Source organism: Jejuia pallidilutea (assembly GCF_002973595.1).
Lineage (GTDB): Bacteria > Bacteroidota > Bacteroidia > Flavobacteriales > Flavobacteriaceae > Jejuia > Jejuia pallidilutea.
Genome location: NZ_PVEO01000006.1, coordinates 230,364 through 245,850 on the forward strand (window position 1 = coordinate 230,364; position 15,487 = coordinate 245,850).

11 protein-coding genes are annotated in these 15,487 nt (G+C 32.5%); 9 read left to right on the forward strand and 2 right to left on the reverse strand.

From position 1 onward, the window contains the following. Positions 1–100 precede the first annotated feature (100 nt). A complete protein-coding gene (locus tag CLV33_RS11705; protein ID WP_105474066.1) occupies positions 101–604 on the reverse strand; it encodes a DUF4920 domain-containing protein in 504 nt (167 codons plus the stop codon). Positions 605–696: 92 nt separating this feature from the next. On the opposite strand from CLV33_RS11705, the gene CLV33_RS11710 reads away from it, so the two are divergent. Further along, positions 697–1,761 carry a branched-chain amino acid aminotransferase gene (locus CLV33_RS11710; RefSeq protein ID WP_211297564.1) on the forward strand — a complete coding sequence of 355 codons (1,065 nt, stop codon included), beginning with the start codon at positions 697–699 and terminating at the stop codon, positions 1,759–1,761. A gap of 178 nt (positions 1,762–1,939) precedes the next feature. Here CLV33_RS11710 and CLV33_RS11715 read toward each other — a convergent pair whose 3' ends face one another. Beyond that, a complete protein-coding gene (locus CLV33_RS11715) occupies positions 1,940–2,326 on the reverse strand; it encodes a pyrophosphohydrolase domain-containing protein (RefSeq protein ID WP_045372265.1) in 387 nt (128 codons plus the stop codon). Between the two features lie 527 nt (positions 2,327–2,853). Here CLV33_RS11715 and CLV33_RS11725 point away from each other — a divergent pair. The 8 genes from CLV33_RS11725 (at position 2,854) to CLV33_RS11760 (ending at position 15,427) form a co-directional block, all read left to right on the forward strand. Then, complete coding sequence (locus CLV33_RS11725; protein ID WP_105474067.1) at positions 2,854–3,369, forward strand: hypothetical protein; 516 nt, start codon at positions 2,854–2,856, stop codon at positions 3,367–3,369. A 363-nt stretch (positions 3,370–3,732) separates the two neighbouring features. After that, positions 3,733–5,232, forward strand: a complete 1,500-nt coding sequence (locus CLV33_RS11730; RefSeq protein WP_170064011.1) for a tetratricopeptide repeat-containing sensor histidine kinase — start codon at positions 3,733–3,735, stop codon at positions 5,230–5,232. After that, on the forward strand, positions 5,229–5,852 hold the full coding sequence (locus CLV33_RS11735) for a response regulator (protein ID WP_105474069.1): 624 nt from the start codon (positions 5,229–5,231) through the stop codon (positions 5,850–5,852). Before CLV33_RS11730 ends, CLV33_RS11735 begins: the two co-directional genes overlap by 4 nt. Before the next feature lie 75 nt (positions 5,853–5,927). After that, positions 5,928–6,752, forward strand: coding sequence for a hypothetical protein (locus tag CLV33_RS11740; protein ID WP_105474070.1), 825 nt, complete (start codon positions 5,928–5,930; stop codon positions 6,750–6,752). Between the two features lie 302 nt (positions 6,753–7,054). After that, entirely contained in the window at positions 7,055–8,104 is a 1,050-nt protein-coding gene (locus tag CLV33_RS11745; protein WP_105474071.1) for a right-handed parallel beta-helix repeat-containing protein, read from the forward strand. 11 nt (positions 8,105–8,115) lie between these two features. Continuing rightward, a complete protein-coding gene (locus CLV33_RS11750; protein ID WP_170064012.1) occupies positions 8,116–10,791 on the forward strand; it encodes a T9SS type A sorting domain-containing protein in 2,676 nt (891 codons plus the stop codon). Between the two features lie 119 nt (positions 10,792–10,910). Next, positions 10,911–12,254, forward strand: a complete 1,344-nt coding sequence (locus CLV33_RS11755; RefSeq protein WP_105474073.1) for a DUF5723 family protein — start codon at positions 10,911–10,913, stop codon at positions 12,252–12,254. A 209-nt stretch (positions 12,255–12,463) separates the two neighbouring features. Beyond that, positions 12,464–15,427 carry a T9SS type A sorting domain-containing protein gene (locus CLV33_RS11760; protein ID WP_105474074.1) on the forward strand — a complete coding sequence of 988 codons (2,964 nt, stop codon included), beginning with the start codon at positions 12,464–12,466 and terminating at the stop codon, positions 15,425–15,427. Positions 15,428–15,487: the final 60 nt, after the last annotated feature.

Sequence of the window (15,487 nt, forward strand, 5' to 3'; positions counted from 1 at the left end):
TTGAAATTTTAAGGCGTGTTTCACCCCGATAGCAATTGGGCAAGGAATGAAAGCTTACCTCGCATTAAGCGAGGTAAGCTAAAATAACTATTTTTAAAGTTTATTGGGCAACTAAAACGCCATCGGCCTCAAAAGAGTATGTACGTTTTGGCGATGTAATAGCGGCTATCTCTTCGGTAGATTTTCCTGCATCTTCCGCATAATGGCGTTGTTCATCAACCGAAACTTCTTTTACATAAGCTTTTCCGTTTATTACAACTTCTTTTCCTGCAATATCCTTGGGTACAAAAAAGCCATAGTCTTTAAATTTTACCATTACTTCATTATCATTACCCAAATCTAAAGTCATCCAACACCCTTTTGCTTGACACACTTTTTTTACTTTGGCTTTCATTTTAGAATCTATACTATCGCCTTCCTTCATTGCGATATAATGTGCAGCCATAGATTTTGCAATTACAGCATCGTTCGGTACTATGTCCTTACCAAATTTTGCGTAGGCTATTTCTTGGTGCTGTACTGGCTCTGTATTAGTTTCGTTAGGTTTGTTTTTACATGAACTCAACATTAAAGCACAGATAAATAGAAGTATTATAGGTCTCATGGTATAAATAATTTAATTTTAAAAGCATTTGTGTAAATATACCGCTTTTTTGAAAATGAATTTTATAAATTTGTAAGCTAAAATAACGCTATATGAGTACTATAACCAACGATATTGAGATTATAAAAATCAAGGCTACTAAAATTAATGAGGTAGATTTTGATAATTTGAAGTTTGGAAGTGTGTTTTCTGACCATATGCTAGTATGCGATTATAAAGATGGAAAATGGCATACCCCTAAGATTATGCCCTACCAACCTTTAACTTTAGATCCATCTTCAAAGATTTTTCATTATGGGCAATCTGTTTTTGAAGGTATGAAGGCCTATAAAGATAAAGACAAAAATGTTTGGTTATTTAGACCAGAAGATAACTGTAAGCGCTTAAACATATCATCTAAACGTATGGCAATTCCAGAAATACCGGAAGCGTACTTTATGGAAGGATTAATTGCCTTATTGCAGCTAGATAAAGATTGGATCCCTACAAAAGAAGGGAGTTCGTTGTATATTCGCCCGTTTGTTTTTGCATCGGGTAACGGATTTCATGCATCTCCTGCCGATGAATATAAATTCATTATTTGTACAGCACCTTCTGGCTCTTATTTTTCTGGTGAAGTAAAAGTACTTATAGAAGAAAAATATTCGCGTTCGGCAAATGGCGGTGTTGGTTTTGCTAAGGCTGGCGGTAATTATGCGGGCCAATTTTACCCAACACAATTAGCAAAAGAAAAAGGTTACCAACAAGTAATTTGGACAGACGACAACAAACACGAGTACATTGAGGAAGCTGGAGCAATGAATATTTTTGTACGTATTGAAGACACTCTAGTTACAGCACCTACAAGCGATAGAATTTTAGATGGTATTACACGAAAAAGCATTATACAACTTGCTGAAAGCGAAAACATACCAGTAGAAGTTAGAAAACTAACCGTTACCGAAGTAGTTGAAGCTGCTAAAAACGGAACCTTAAAAGAAATGTTTGGTGCTGGTACAGCTGCCGTTATATCCCCAATCTCTGGTTTTGGATATAAAGGTGAAGATTATGAATTACCCAAACTAGAAAACAGTTACGCCGACTATTTAAAAAAGCGTATTACAGATATACAAACCAATAAGGCTGAAGATCCTTTTGGATGGCGTTATAAGGTTTAAAAAGAATTTACTCACCTATCCTCTCCCAAAAGGAGAGCGATACTTTTATGAATATATAAAAAGGAGCTAGATGCTCCTTTTTTACTTTTTTAATATGCTTGGGACTACTTAAGTTTAAATTCTTTCTTGTTTAGGTGTTTTAATATTGAGAATCTTCTTTCTACTCTCAATTAACAAACTATTTCTCTAAAATAGCTTCAATATTTGGCTTGAAATAATTTGGACCTTTAAGCACTTTACCGTCTTCACGATAAATGGGTTGCCCGTTAGCTCCTAGTTTACTCATATTACTACGTTGAATTTCATCAAATACCTCTTCAATTTTATGTTGCAGACCGTGTTCTATAATTGTACCACATAAAATGTAAAGCATATCACCCAGTGCATCGGCAACTTCTACCAAATCGTTATTGTTTGCAGCATCTAAGTATTCTTCATTTTCTTCACGCATTAACTTATACCGCAACATATTTTTCGCCAATCCTAAATTGGCTTTTGGTGTTTCTCTGTGTCCTATTTTAAAAGCGGTATGAAATGCTTTAACAGCCTCAATTTTATTTTTCATAAATTACGTTTTTGTCGTTCCCGCAAAGGCGGTAATCTTTATTTTATCAAAAAGAATCCCGTAACTATCTCACAGAAATCTCATCATTATTAATTAAATTTGCATAAAAATAAGAATTATGTTTAGCAAAGGTCAAATCATTTTCGGAATTATATTTTTTATAGTCTTTGCTATTATCATTGGCTATACCTACAGAAAAGATTTAAAGCTTCATAAAAAATATTACAAAGGCAGTATTTGGATGCTTATAGCTTTTATTGGCTTCATATTGTTTATAAGCGCTATAAAATTTTTGTTATAAAGCATCTTTATAGCTGTTTTTTTTGCTTTTTATCTAGCATCTTACCTTCACAAACCATTTATTTCTAAATTAAACAAGAATAATTCAACTATGCCATGTGTCGTTGTTTCTCTTTAAATTGTGACTTTTGTGAAAACTGAATATATATATACCCAGTATTGGGTATTTTTTATTTTGGGCTTTTTGTGGAAGTTTGCGATATATTAATCCTAAAAAACCTAGAATTATGAAAATTAAAATAATTTACTTTTTAATAATTGGAATCCTATTATCAGGATGTGTTTCTAAGAGTAAGTACGAACAGTCTCAGAACGCCTTAGATTCTTGTAATAAAGAATTATCAATTGTTTTAGAGAAACAAAAAGAAATAGAAAAAGAAATAGAATTATTAGATAACAGAGATTTGTGTGAATCAAATGAAGCAGTTTACAGAGGAGAATCTAAATATAAAAACCAACGAAAGTTTGCAAAAATTACATTAAAAGTTCCAAAAGAATCTCAAAGCACTAGTCGCCAATCAATAGAAGGAAATGTTATTACATATATAACTTATATAAACGAATTTAATGCAAAATGGAAGAAATATAAAGATCAAATAGATTTTGATGAAGTTTACGACTCAATTACTATAATACACATTATAAATTATGATGTTAACCAAAGATGCCCTGATTTACTTGGAGAAAAACATAAAACATCAGTGATTCAAGGCACACATCCATTTATACCAGATGAAGATTAGGAATAAATGAATTTAAAATTATTCATTCTTTGTTTAGTTATAAATAGTTGTGGTTTTTTTTGTTTTTCTCAACAAAATGACTCGACATATCTTTATCTAAATAATACCTTTCCCATTGAATCAATAAAACACAGTTTAGATAAAGAAAATGATATTGAAAAGAAAAACTTACTAAGCTTAATTTATTATATAAAGCAAGGGAATAACGATTCAGCCTACTATTACATTAATGCTATTGAAAATTATAAGAATATTAGCACATTTGAATTAGTTAGATTTGAGTTTCTTAAAGGAATTTATTATAAGATTGTTGATAATGATTCTTTAAAATTTTACAACTTTCAATCGGCTTATGCCAAAAGTATGTCAATAAATGACACTATATCAATTTTGAGAAGCCTCGAACAACTATCTCAAACTTATGATTATAATGAGAATAATAGCTACAATAAAGAGTTTTTAGACATATATCTAAAAAAATCTTATAATTTTAATCTAGAAGAACATAAAATAAAATCCGCTTTTTTGTATGCTAATTATTATCTTTTTAGGGATAAAAATAATGAAGCGATAGCATTTTACAATAAATCTTTAAAACATGAATTTTCAATTGAGGATAGTACATTAATACCAGCTATTTATAATAACATAGGCTCTTTATATTCTGAAAATTTAAACAAACCTGATTCAGCAATACATTATTTTAAAAAGCAACATGATTTTTTAAAACGATATCAAAAATTTTCAAACCCAATATCCTTATTCTATAATGCATTAAATACAGGTAGTGCTTATAATAAATTAGGCGATTTGAATAAAGCTATTTTATTTTATGAAAAGGCCGATAGCATTGAACTAAATGAGAAGTACTTGTCCAATAAAAGTTACATTAAAGAAAATCTTGCAAATACTAATTTTGAGGCCAAAAATTATAAAAGGGCTTATGAATACTTAAATCAATATCTAAATCTTTCTGATAGCCTAAACATAGAAGATCAACGTATTGCAATTGCGAATATCAAGGAGGAGTATGATAATGAAAAACTAAGAGCCGATAACCTAGAAAGCGAAAACAAACGCAAACAAAATAGAAACCTATTAATAGGCGCTATTGTATTTATTTTATTTGGAGGCACAACAATGTTACTCATTCAAAAAAATACCCGCAAAAAACAAAAACTAGCAGAACAAGAAAAAGCGCTGGAAACCCAAAAGCTTGCTACTGTTTTAAAAGAGCAAGAATTAATAAGTATAGATGCGATGATTGAAGGGCAAGAAAAAGAACGCCAGCGTATAGCCAACGATTTGCACGACGATTTGGGAGGGCTAATGGCATCGGTTAAACTACATTTTAATGTTTTAAAAGAAAAACAAACCCCCGAATTATTTAATAAAACCACTACCCTTATAGACGAAGCTTATAAAAAAATACGATCTGTTGCCCACTCAAAAAACTCGGGGGTAATAGCAAAACAAGGGCTACTGGTTGCTGTAAAAAATATGGCCAACAAAATTTCTGTGGCAAACAAATTAACATTACAAGTAATTGACCACGGACTTGAAAATCGCTTAGAAAACAGTTTAGAACTAACCATTTTTAGAATAATCCAAGAGCTAATTACCAATGTTATAAAACACGCCGAAGCCACCGAGGTTACTATTCATTTAACAAACCATGAAGACACCTTAAACATTATGGTTGAAGACGATGGCAAAGGCTTTAACCCAAACCAAATTACTACCAAAAATAAGGGTATGGGTATAAGCAGTATAGATAAACGTGTAGAACATTTAGGAGGTACAATGACTATAGAGTCTGAACCCAAAAAAGGAACAACAGTAATAATAGACATACCAACATGATACGATTAGCAATAGCAGAAGACCACCAATCGCTTATTGATGGTATAAAATTACTTTTAGAATACGAAGATGGTATTTCTATAGTAGGAACTGCCAATGATGGAGAAGCACTAATGGAAATTGTTGCAAAAAAACAACCAAATGTTGTATTAACAGATATACGAATGCCTAAAATGGATGGTATTGAAGCTGTTAAACAAATAAAGAAAAAATATCCATCTATAAAGGTTTTAGCCTTTACAATGTTCGATCAAACAGAGGCGATACAACAAATGCTAGAGGCTGGCGCATCTGGCTATATATTAAAAAATTCTGCTTTAAGAGAAGTTTATGAGGCCATTGTAACTGTGTATAGAGGCGAAACATACTTTGATGCCAATATTAATACCAATATTTTAAATTCTGAAATAAAAAACAAACCCAAAGGTATTTTAACCAAAAGGCAAATAGAAATTTTAGAACTCATTGCACAAGGAAAAACATCTAGGGAAATTGCAGACTTACTCTTTATTGGTATACATACTGTTGATACACATCGTAAAAATATGGCGCGCATTTTAGGTCTTCAAGGTAAAGGGGAACTATTACGCTATGCCCTAGAGAAAAAGTATAAGTTTTAAAATTTACCTAGTAAAGGGTATAGACTTATAACTATACTATGGAGACCTTAGATTTTTAAACTAAAAACTCTAAAAATGAAAAAAACTGTTTTTACAATACTAATTATAATACTTAGCAATTTAAATTGCTTTGCACAATTCAAAAATTATCAAATTAGAAATGAAAAGGTGAATTGTGAAACATCACTATCTGATATTAGCATATTAAAAATAGACGAAGTAGCGTTAGATAGAGCACTATTTAAATCAAATGAAGACAGTTTATCTATGTCTTCAGAATTAACAAGCTTCCTTATTGGTAAAGTGGCCAAAATACCAGAGTATATTACCCAATACTTGCAAAAACGGAAATTAAAGTTCACTGCAAATTATGAGGCAAAAAATACATTAACCTTTACAAGTTCTAAAAAATGCCTACCCAAATTAACTTTTGAGCGTTACTTCTTCAAAAGAAACAAAGAAAAAGAAAGGGCACTTAGTCTTGTGTTACAACCCGAATTAGTTCAGGAAGATAAGTACCTTGCTTTTAAAGTGCATAGCCTAAGTTATAATTTTTCTAAAGCCAAATTAAAAAAGAAGGCTTCAAGAATTAATCTCTTAGTAGAACTAACATTGGTATATGCCAAAAATACTAAAGAGCCCAATATATTAGAAAAAACCGAGTCAAAATCTGCTGCTATAATAATACCCGCAAGCCTTAGAGATGAAAGTCAAGATATAAGTATTATTAATACTAAATTTTCAGATGTTTTTATTGCAGAAAATATTTTGGAAATAAGCTTAAAAATTACAGAAATAAACCCCTATAAATTAAAGTTGGAAGACCTAGAAAGTTTCCTTACAACAAACAAGGAAGATTTATCAGGTTTATTTGGGGAACTTTCTAAACTTCTGAAATAAATTACTTTATAAGCTTTTCATCGACCAATTTTTCGACCAACAACCTCAAAATCCCCAATACTGGGGATTTTTTTATAAACCGTATTTACCTAGGTTTGGTGTAGCTATTAACAATAACTCTTAATCTGATGCAAAACTCTACGTAAATACACCCACTCTCTATTCACTCGTTACACCAAAAATTGGTGCAACCCAGTACAGCGCTCCCCATTTTTATAGTTAGAAAAACATATATGTATTTCTAATACAAACTTTCTATGCTTGTTATAAACCAATAATTAATCTATTAAACACTTAAAATCATGAAAACAAGTATTCTTTTAAAACAACTATTATTCTGCTTTTTATTTAGTGCAAGTACCTTACTGTATGCACAAACCACACATATAGTAAACAACAATGTTGGTACAGATGCAGACTTTACCGACTTACAAGCGGCTATAGATGCTGCTGCAAATGGCGATATTATACATGTGCAACAATCATCAACAAGTTATGGCAACATTACTTTAAACAAAGAATTAACCATTATTGGGCGCTCGCACAGTGATGCGTCTTATTCTTCTGAAGTAGGCACTATAAATTTGGCCGAAGGTTGCTCTAATAGTACCATAAAAGGTTTACAAACGGGTACTATTACAGAACCATTTGTTTCTGGTGCTACACATGCTATTGAAAATTTAGTATTACAGGATAATAGGGTAAGCCAAATATCTAATTTAGGATTATATGGCACCTTCAATAACATGCTTATTCAAGGAAATGTTATTGATAGTGGCCTGAATATAGCTGCTAAAACATCAAATGTTTTAATCACTAATAATTTAATAAATGGGAGTAGTGTTTCACTTAGCATGGTAGATACCTTACTATTTACTAATAATGTGCTAAGTTATTTTTTCGGTGTTAGTATTACTAATGATACCTCAGACTTATTGAATGTAAGCAATTGTATTTTTATTTTAGAGAACGGATCATTTGATGCAACTGTAAATTTATCATCAGGTTCAGGTAGCATACAAGCCACTAACTGCATTACTTATAATTACAATAGTACAAGAAACTACACATTTGCAACAGGGAGCAATATTACCTTAACCAATAACCAAGAAAATATAGACCCTTTATTTGTGGATAGAGCTACTTTAGGTGATGGCTCGTTTAGTCCAGAATTGTATAACCTGAACCTACAAGGAAGCTCTACTGTGGTAGACGATGGGCTTTATCAAAATTACAACTTTAAACCATTAGGTACGCCAACGGGTTTACCAAGTATAAAAATAGATACCTACAGTCCTACAGTGCCTAAAAATAGCGATCTTACTGTAACTATATCTGCAAAAACTAACTAATGCGCACCATTATGAAAACACGTATAACCACATGGTTGTGCTGTTTGTGTTGTGCTTTTAGTTTTAGTCAGTCTATAACAGAATTAGAATATTTTTATAATTCTGATCCCGGATTTGGCAATGGTACTAGCGTAACACCAAACGCTAATTCAGGCAACCTAACACAAAGCATTACCATAACAGCACCAACAGATGCTGCAGGGTTTAATACCCTTTATGTAAGAGCTAAAGATGATGCGAATACTTGGAGTCTTTATTCAAATGCTATTTTTTACATCTTAGATAACGAAATAAGCACAATAGCAACAGAAATAACCGCTGCAGAGTATTTTATAAATACCGACCCTGGTTTTGGCAATGGCAATACCATTATTGTAAATGCAAATACAGGAACTTTAACAGAAAATTTGGCAATACCAATTGGTTCAAATCTTAATGGTTTTAACTCTTTATACATAAGAACGCAGGACAATCTAGGGCATTGGAGTTTATATGATACTGTAAAATTCTATGTAATAGATGAATTAGGAACTGGTGCTTCAAACATTGCAGCCATGGAATATTTTATTGATACCGACCCTGGTTTTGGAAATGCGAATAGTATAGCTGTAAACTCTAATACAGGAAGCGTTAATCAAAATATTAGTATTCCATTAGGTACCTTAGATGTTGGATTTCACGAATTATATATAAGAACACAAGATGATTTGGGTGAATGGAGTTTGTATGATAAACGCACATTTTTTGTTACACCAGAACAAGCTGTATCTCCAATAGTTTCAGCAGAATATTTTTATGATACCGATCCTGGTTTTGGCAATGGTACAACAGTCGCCTTAACGCCTACCGGTAATACAGACGAATTTACAATAGATCTAAGCACCACAGAGATAAGTTGCGATTTTCACGACTTTTACATAAGACTTATAAACGAAGACGGTTCATGGTCTTTATATGATTATGGCTTACAGATTGAAGTATTTGATAATGCAGACCCCACAATTGTAGTGTTAGAAGATATAACTGTAGCACTGGATGTTTCGGGCAATGGAAGCATTACCATAGCAGATGTGGATAATGGAACGTTTGATGATTGTGAGTTGGTATCAGTAGTTTTAAATCAAACACAATTTAATTACACTTGTGCTAATTTAGGAGCCAATACGGTAACTATTACAGCAACCGATGCCGAGGATAAAGTAAGTACAGAAGATGTAACTATTACAGTAGTAGATAACATAAATCCTGTGGCCATAACACAAAACATCACGGTTCAACTAGATGAAAATGGCGATGCTACTATTACACCAGCACAGATAAATAATGGATCTACCGATAATTGTGGTGTAACAGGTTTTAGTTTAGATACTACAAATTTTAATTGTTCTAATTTGGGTACTAATACCGTAAACCTTACTGTTACAGATTCTAGTGGAAATTCTAATACAGCAAGCGCAACCGTAACCGTTGTTGATGAAGCAAACCCAACGGTTGTAACACAAGCAATCACTGTGAATTTAAATGCTAACGGAGAAGCTATTATTTCTGCTGATGCTATAGACAATGGTTCTACAGATAATTGCACCATAGTAAGTAGAATTTTGGATATATCTGCCTTTACTTGCGACGATTTGGGTGAAAATACAGTTACGCTTACAGTAACAGACCAAAATGGAAATTCTGAAACAGGTACAGCTATTGTAACGGTTCAGGACACTATAAACCCAACCGTAGTAACACAAAACATAACAGTGCAGCTTGATGCTTCAGGTAGTGCTACAATTATGGCATCTCAAATAGAGAACGGGTCTACAGACAACTGTGGTATTGTAAATAGTAGTTTAGACATCTCTACTTTTAGCTGTGATGATTTAGGCGCAAATACGGTAACGCTATCGGTAACAGACCAAAGCGGGAATACGGGAACAGATACAGCTTCAGTAACTATATTGGACGATATAAACCCAGTTGCCCAAGCTAGGGATATAACTGTAGAATTAGATCTTACAGGAAATGCAACGATTACTGCTAATGATGTAGATAATAACTCTACTGATAATTGTAACATAGCTTCAATGGATATCGATATTGATAGTTTTACCTGTGCCGATATTGGGGCAAATACAGTAGTACTTACTGTTGAAGATGCAAGTGGTAATTTAAATACAGCTTCGGCCGTAGTTACAGTTGAGGATAATTTAAATCCTGTAGCCGTGGGGCAAGATTTAACATTGGACTTATCAGGGAATCCTTCAATAAGTATAACGGCATCTCAAATAGATAATGGCTCGTTAGATAATTGTTCAAGCCCTACATTAAGCATTAATGTTGATACATTTACAGCGGTGGGAACATATCCCGTAGTTTTAACAGCTACAGATGCAGTTGGTAATGAAAACACAACTACGGTTACCGTAACTGTAACAGACTCAACTTTAGGTATTAGTGACAATGATTTTTCAGCGTCTGCTATCAAACTTTATCCTGTTCCTGTTACAAATTACTTAAATATCTTATCGCCATTAGCTATTGATGTTTTAACCGTTTATGATGTTACTGGAAAAGTAATAATGGAATTTAAACAACCACACAATAAAATTAATTTACAAAGTTTAACCAGTGGCGTTTATTTTTTAAGGTTTGAAGCTAAAAACAGTAAAGCCATAAAACGAATTATAAAAAAATAAGTTATCCGTATTGCTCTTTAAAGCAAAAGGTTTTAAAAAAATCCCCAGTACTGGGGATTTTTTTCTTAAAACGTATGCTATAGTTTTGAGCTGCTATTATTAACCAATTCAATTACAAAATGAAAAATTCAAACTACATCTTTTATTTGTGTTGCGTCATATCGCTAAATCTTTTAAATAGTCAAAGTTACGTAGGGCTAAATACCGATAATTATGCAGGTGTGCATAGTTTAATTCTCAATCCGTCTGGTGTTGTAGATTCAAGATTTAAAACTGATATTAATTTAATATCAATTAGTGCTTTTGGCGGGAGTGACTACTTTGGTATTAACTTTAATGATATTATAAAAGCCGAAGATGGTTTTGACTTTGATTCTGATGTTGAAAAAACACCAACAAATGCCAATAATTTCTTTGTTAATACCGATATTCTAGGGCCATCGTTTATGTTTAATTTATCACCCAAAAGCAGTATGGGTATTTTAAGTAGGGTGCGCGCAGTATTTAATTTACATAATGTAAGCGGTGAACTGTATGAAAACCTTTCAGATAATTTCGACACCAATGAAAACTTCAATTTTAATTCAACAGACGTAACAGGAACTGTTCATGCTTGGGCTGAAATTAGTCTCGTATATGGTAGAATTCTTATTGATAGTAAAAAGCAATTTCTTAAAGGTGGTATATCCTTAAAGTATTTGCAAGGTGCGGGAGGCGTATTTGTTAATAGCCCAAATTTTACAGGTAATTACGATGCAACAAATGAAACACTAGCAACTACTGGCGCCTTAACTTATGGGACGAGTCAGGATTTTAATAATGATGACATAGAATTTAAAAATCTTACTTCTGGTTTTGGTGCAGATATTGGCTTTACTTACGAATATAGACCACATAAGTTGCGAGATTCCCTAACCTCTAGAGCGCATAACAAGTATAAGTTAAAAATTGGTGCCGCCATAACAGATATTGGTTCAATAGATTATAAAGAAAGTACACTTACTACTTATAATTTAAATGCAACCGCTGATACATCAACATTTAATGAAGAGGGAGATATTGAGCAATTTTTAGACGACAACTACAATGCTACAGAGACAACTATCAATCAAAAAATACAACTACCAACAGCATTAAGAGTACTAATTGACTATCAAATACGACATAAAATATATGTTAGCCTACAAGGCAATTTGTCATTAAAAAATAAAAATACCGTTGGCACTAATAGCATTATAAATAATTTAGTAGTCTCACCAAGATTAGAAACGCGCCTTTTTAGTTTATACGCCCCTATTAGTTTTAGGGAATATGGCGATGTGGCTTGGGGCGCAGGTTTTCGTTTTTCTGGATTAACCATAGGTTCTGGCTCTATTTTATCCAATTTAATAACAGATAGCTCACAAACCACAGATGTTTATTTAGGGCTAAAAATACCAATATATCAGAAGCGTAAAAGATAGCTCCTTTTTAAAACAGAATTATTTTGAATTAGTCACCTTAATAATTAAAACCAAGATTAATTTATCTAGATATTTTAATCTTTTTACATGTTATCGATAAAGTTTTCGATGATATACTTAAAAATCCCCAATACTGGGGATTTTCTCGTTGTAATTAGTTCCATAAGTTTGAAAAGCTATTAACACTAATTTTAAAAATCCCTCTCGTGATGAAACAACTTTTACTATTTTTTAGTTTCGCCCTTTTTTTGCATACCAATACCTTCGCCCAGTGCCCAAACATAGACACTGATAATGATGGCGTATTAGATTGTATAGACCCATGCCCTAACATGCCGACATCCAAAATTGGAAACCTGAGTTTTGAATCGGATTTTATTGGATGGACTATTCCTCAAAACACAGCATCGTTTTCAATTAATCTAGAAACAAATAATATCTTGCATGGCGAAAAATCGCTTTACATTACTGCTCCTAACGCTTCCAATTTTGAAACTCACAGTATATATTCTGAAGAATTTACTTTAGAGGAAGGCGTGCCCTATAACTTCAAAATCCCTGTAAAACGTATTGGTAATATTGATGGTGATGCCCTTAGATGGGTATTGGTTGACGAAAATGGCATCTATCGCCATTTTAATAATTATTATTCTTTCACAGAAGATTGGACATACATTTCTTTTGAAAATTTTTTGGTAGACTTCAGTAACTTTTCAAGTAATAAATTTAGACTACGCTTGGAGTTTGGTTTATCCACAACTGATATGGTAGTAGATAAAATAGAGTTTTACGAAAGCTCTCAAATTGTAGATCCAGCCTATTTGGACATGAACGCTGATGGTAACCCAGACTGTGTGCCATTTTCATCTGAATCTCATCCAGATTATGATGCTCTAGTTACTTTTTATAACGCTTTAAATGGTGATAATTGGAACAATAATACCAATTGGTTAGATACTAATAAGCCTTTATCCTCTTGGTTTGGTATTACTGAAACCAATGGAAGGGTTACGCGTATACACTTACCACAAAATAATTTAAATGGCGCTCTGCCTAATAACATTAATAATCTTAGCTTTTTAAACAGCCTAATTCTTAATACCAATGCTATTTCTGGCAACATACCCATAACATTAACTAATCTTACAAATCTTAATACATTACTACTAGCAGTAAATAATATAACTGGAGGAATTCCTGCTGAATTAGGAAATATGACTTCCTTAAGCTATCTAAACTTAGGAGATAACCCCTTAGGTGGAACTATCCCAGCATCTATTGGAAACTTGACAAACTTATTCTACTTAGATTTTAGGGCGTGCAACCTTTCAGGTGAAATCCCCGAAGAAATAAACAACTTAACAAATTTATCCCAGTTGTTTTTGTTTTTAAATCAAATTTCTGGTGAAATCCCTCAAAATTTAAACAACCTCCTAAATCTTGAAATTTTACAATTGAGCGACAATAGACTCCAAGGAAATATTCCAGATTTTACTTCTTTAAATCTCAATTATTTCAACATTAGCAATAACAATTTTCAGTTTGGGGATATTGAGGACGAGTTCCAGTCTTATCAAAATAATATTGCAGAATTTATTTATGCACCACAAAAAAACGTTGGAAATCTTTATAACGAAGCCCTAGAAATTGGTAGTTCCACAACATTTAATACCAACATTAGTGGTTCTCAAAACACCTATAATTGGTACAGATTAAATGCAGATGGTAGTGAGGGTGGTTTTGTAGCATCAGGAGAAAGTATAACAGTTAGTATTACCTCTGCAGAGGATTATAAATGGTTTTATTATTATCTAGCAACAAGCAGCATAGTTTCTGGCTTAACATTAAGAAGTGAATTTTTTAAAATAGATGATTTGCCTTCAAACCATCCAGATTATAATGCACTTATTGCTGTTTATAATGCACTTGATGGGCCAAATTGGAATGAACCTTGGGATATTACTGCCCCAATAAAAACATGGAACAATTGGGATATTGGGTTTGATGATACAACTAATAGAGTAAATTATTTAAGCTTAAGCGGTAATGATAAAGTTGGAGAATTGCCTATGGAAATTGGAGATTTGTCGGGTTTAAAGTCTTTATACGTTGAGTCTTCAGAAAACATAAATGGAAGCATTCCACCAGAAATTGGGAATCTGGCAAACCTTGAAAGCATATTCCTTTGGTATTGTGACTTTAGTGGAGAAGTGCCAATAGAAGTTTTAAATCTTAGCAATTTAAAAACTGTATTTATTGGAAACCAAAAGTCTGGTATGCTATCATTAAGCAATGGTATTCCATCTACAATTTCTAACCTACAAAATCTTGAACAGTTAGACTTAAATGGTATTCCAATTTCTGGAGCTTTACCAAATGAGCTGTTTAACCTACCAAAGCTCGACTATATAGTTTTAAGTAACTGTGGCTTAAGCGGACAACTTTCACCTCAATTTGCAAACATTAACCAAGTACATTTGCTAAATAATAATTTTGAAGGCGCCATACCCCAAGAAATTCTTAATTCCTCTGGAAATTTCATGCTAAATATTAGAGATAATTATTTTGATTTTAATGATTTAGAACCTCTTGTACAGGCCAATAACTATACAAATTTAAATTACAGCCCTCAACGTACTAAAGACATAGCATTAGATTTAGAGTTTGCTCCTGGGGAGGACATCACCCTAACCATTGATGATACAAGATTAAATAAAGAAAAAAACTCTAAAGATATTGGGGATACTTACCAATGGTTTAAAAATAATATAGCAATTACTGATACTAACGCTAGCTCGTACACCATAACAAATGCCCAAGAAACTGATAGTGGTGTTTATTACTGCGAAATAACAAATACCTTAGTTCCAGATTTAATAATAAAACGTGCCAATATTACCCTAAATATTGATGCGGCACTTTCTGTTAAAGATGAAGATGGCCATATGGTTAAAATATACCCAAATCCAGCTTCTAATCATATCAATATAAAACTCAAATCTTCAGATATAGTACAAATGCATCTTTATGATGCGCAAGGCAGAACGGTTTTAAGTAGAGTATTAAAAACAAAAAATACGATTATTGACATTAGCCATTTGAATGCTGGTATATATATTCTTAATGTAATGATGAATAATACAATTATTACAAACCGAATAATAAAACAATAGTAGGCTGTAAATTTAAAAATCCCCAGTATTGGGGATTTTTTGTAACTGCATTATAGTCTA